The organism is Kiloniella laminariae (assembly GCF_027214005.1).
Taxonomy (GTDB): domain Bacteria; phylum Pseudomonadota; class Alphaproteobacteria; order Kiloniellales; family Kiloniellaceae; genus Kiloniella; species Kiloniella laminariae_A.
Genome location: NZ_JAPWGY010000024.1, coordinates 1 through 3,452 on the forward strand (window position 1 = coordinate 1; position 3,452 = coordinate 3,452).

Genomic DNA, 3,452 nt, shown 5'->3' on the forward strand with positions numbered 1-3,452 from the left:
TGGATTGATGGGTGATTTGATAGGTCTGATTGCCAAGCGGTTATCGTTTGGTGTTCTGACGTTGCTGGTGATCTCCGTGCTCATATTTATGGGCACGGAGGCCCTTCCTGGTGATTTGGCTGAGGCGATACTGGGCCAGTCTGCGACGCCGGATGCTTTGGCGGCGATCCGCGAGAAGCTTAATCTGAACTTGCCGTCTCATGAGCGTTATGTGATCTGGCTGAGTTCGTTTTTGCAAGGGGATCTGGGTGTTTCTCTGGCCAATGGCCGGGAGATCAGCAGTCTGATTTCGGGACGTTTTGCCAACACGCTGTTTCTGGCCTCTGTAGCGGCGGCGGTTTCTGTGCCTTTGTCGGTGACACTTGGTCTGATGGCGGCACTTTATCAGGGCAGTATCTTTGACCGTGTGGTGTCGATGGCGACGCTGAGCACGATTTCCTTCCCCGAGTTTTTTATCGGCTATGTTCTGATTGTCTTTCTCTCGGTCCAGTTCAGTGTTTTCCCGAGCATCTCGAGTGTGACGGATGACATGAGCTTTTTCGAGAAACTCTATGCGATTGCTCTTCCGGTGATGACCCTGACACTTGTGGTGATGGCGCATATGATGCGTCTGTCGCGTGCGGCGATTATCTCGATCCTCAACCGTCCCTTTATCGAGATGGCCGAGCTCAAGGGTCTGTCGCGTTTCCGGGTTATTGTCCACCACGCCTTTCCCAATGCCCTGGCACCGATCATCAACGTGGTGGTGCTGAACCTTGCCTATCTGGTTGTCGGGGTGATCATTGTCGAGGTTGTGTTTGTCTATCCGGGCATGGGACAGCTGTTTGTTGATTCAGTCTCCAAGCGCGATCTGCCGATGGTTCAGGCCTGTGGTCTGATCTTTGCGGGGACTTACGTCCTGCTGAACCTGACGGCGGATGTACTGTCGATCATCACCAACCCGCGTCTTCGGTATCCGAAGTAAGCCAGAAAGGGATATATTATGTGGAAAAAATGCCCGCTTTCTGCGCGGATTGGCATTGCGATTATTCTGATCAACATTATTGCGGCGATTATCGGTCCGGGTTTGACGCCCTATAGCGAGACAGAGATTGTCGCGGATGTCTGGGCGGAGTTTTCCGCCGAGACCTGGCTGGGGACCGATCATCTGGGCCGGGATATGCTGACCCGTCTTCTCTATGGGGCCCGGACGACGATCACCATCGCTTTTGTGGTGACGATCCTGTCCTTTACCATGGGGATCTTTCTGGGCTTTCTGGCGGCGGTTGTTGGCGGCTGGGTTGACCAGCTGATCAGCCGCTGTGTTGATATCCTGATGGCTTTCCCGACGCTGATCTTTGCTTTGATGGTTCTGTCTGTTCTGGGGACCTCTGTGCCGATCCTGATCGGGGTTATCGCGGTTCTGGATGCAACGCGTGTGTTCCGTCTGTCGCGGGCGCTTGCGGCGGATATCGCGGTGATGGACTATGTCGAGGTTGCCCGCCTGCGCGGTGAGGGCCTGTTCTGGGTCATGCGACGTGAAGTGCTGCCCAATGCCATTCCGCCGTTGATTGCCGAGTTTGGTCTGCGCTTTTGTTTTGTATTTCTGTTTATTGCGGCGTTGAGCTTTCTGGGTCTTGGAATTCAGCCGCCCTATGCGGACTGGGGCGGGATGGTGCGCGAGAACGGGGGCGCGATTTCCTTCGGGCTTGTGGCGCCACTGGTACCTGCGGGGGCGATTGCGATCCTGACGGTTGCGGTGAACCTTGTTGTTGATTGGCTGTTGCACCGTGCGACGGCGAAACGTGGTCATTAGGAGGGGACGATGACAGAACTGCTCAAAGTACGCGGTCTCAAGATCGAAGGCCTTATTGATGACAGCTGGACGCCGATTGTACACGGTGTTGATCTCGATCTTGCGCGGGGGGAAGTCCTGGGCCTGATCGGGGAGTCCGGTGCAGGCAAGTCGACGATTGGCCTTGCGAGCATGGGCTATTGTCGTGCGGGCTGCCGGATACCCTCTGGCTCTGTGATTTTTGATGGTCAGGAGCTTGTCGGAGCACCGGAGGAGATCAAGCGCAAGATCCGCGGGTCGCGCATTGCCTATGTTGCCCAGTCTGCGGCGGCGTCGTTTAACCCGGCGCACCGTCTCAAGGAGCAGTTTGCCGAGGGGCCTGCCCAGCATGGTATCGGGACGCGCAAGGAAAGCCTTGAGTATGCGCGCTATCTGTTTGACCGCCTGAACCTTCCTGATCCGGGGAGTTTTGGCAACCGCTTTCCACACCAGGTTTCCGGTGGCCAGCTGCAGCGGGCGATGGTGGCGATGGCAATGTCGACCCATCCTGATCTGATTGTGTTTGACGAACCGACGACAGCCCTTGATGTGACGACGCAGATCGAGGTTCTGGCCTCGATCAAGGATGTGATCCGCGAGGAGGGGATGGCGGCGCTTTACATCACGCACGATCTTGCGGTTGTGGCGCAGATGTCGGACCGGATCATGGTGCTGCGCTATGGCAACGAGGTCGAGACGGGAACAGCGGAGCAGATCCTTGAAGCGCCGGTTCAACCTTATACGCAGGAACTTGTTGCGGCGCGTAAGCCGCATGCCAAGGCGAACCAGCGGGCGGAGATTGATCCCCATCCGATCCTTGAGGTCCGCAATGTGACGGCGAGTTACGGCGGGATGATCAAGGTTCTGAAGAACGTGAACATCTCGGTTGGTCACGGCAAGACGGTTGCTGTTGTCGGGGAGTCCGGTTCGGGCAAGTCGACGACGGCCCGGGCGATCACGGGGTTGTTGCCGCCGCTAGAGGGGGAGATCCTCTACAAGGGGGAGGCGCTGCCGGCGAAGCTGAAGGACCGGAGCAAGGATCAGCTGCGCAAGCTGCAGATGATCTATCAGCTGCCGGATGTTGCGATGAACCCGCGTCAGACGATTGGCGAGATCATCGGCCGTCCGCTGAGCTTTTATTTCAACATGGGTCTTTCCGAGCGGAACACGCGGGTGAAGGAGTTGCTGCAGCTGATTGATCTGCCGGAAGATTACATCACGCGTTACCCGCAGGAGCTTTCCGGTGGTCAGAAGCAGCGTGTCTGTATTGCGCGGGCTTTGGCGGCGGAACCGGAGCTTGTGATCTGTGACGAGGTGACCTCTGCGCTGGATCCGCTGGTGGCGGAAGAGATCCTTGCCTTGCTGGACCGTTTGCAGCGGGAGCTAGGTGTTGCCTATCTCTTTATCACGCACGATCTTGCGACGGTGGAGAACATCGCGGACGAGGTTGTTGTGATGCAGCTGGGGGAGGTGAAGGATTCCGGAGCGAAGGTGGATATGTTCAAGCCGCCGCACCACCCCTATACCGATCTGTTGCTGTCGTCGAAACCGGAGATGCGCACCGACTGGCTCGATGAGCTGCTGGCTGCCCGGGCCCGGGGAGACGCCGTATCCGGCAAGGACCTCGGTATCGAACACT

At 57.4% G+C, this 3,452-nt stretch carries 3 protein-coding genes; all 3 read left to right on the forward strand.

Annotated elements, in window-relative coordinates; translation table 11 throughout:
- Positions 1-964 (forward strand): ABC transporter permease (locus O4H49_RS20415; RefSeq protein ID WP_269425276.1); only part of this gene is annotated, 964 nt, incomplete at its 5' end.
- A gap of 18 nt (positions 965-982) precedes the next feature.
- Complete coding sequence (locus tag O4H49_RS20420; protein ID WP_269425277.1) at positions 983-1,795, forward strand: ABC transporter permease; 813 nt, start codon at positions 983-985, stop codon at positions 1,793-1,795.
- A gap of 9 nt (positions 1,796-1,804) precedes the next feature.
- Positions 1,805-3,452 (forward strand): ABC transporter ATP-binding protein (locus tag O4H49_RS20425; RefSeq protein ID WP_269425278.1); only part of this gene is annotated, 1,648 nt, incomplete at its 3' end.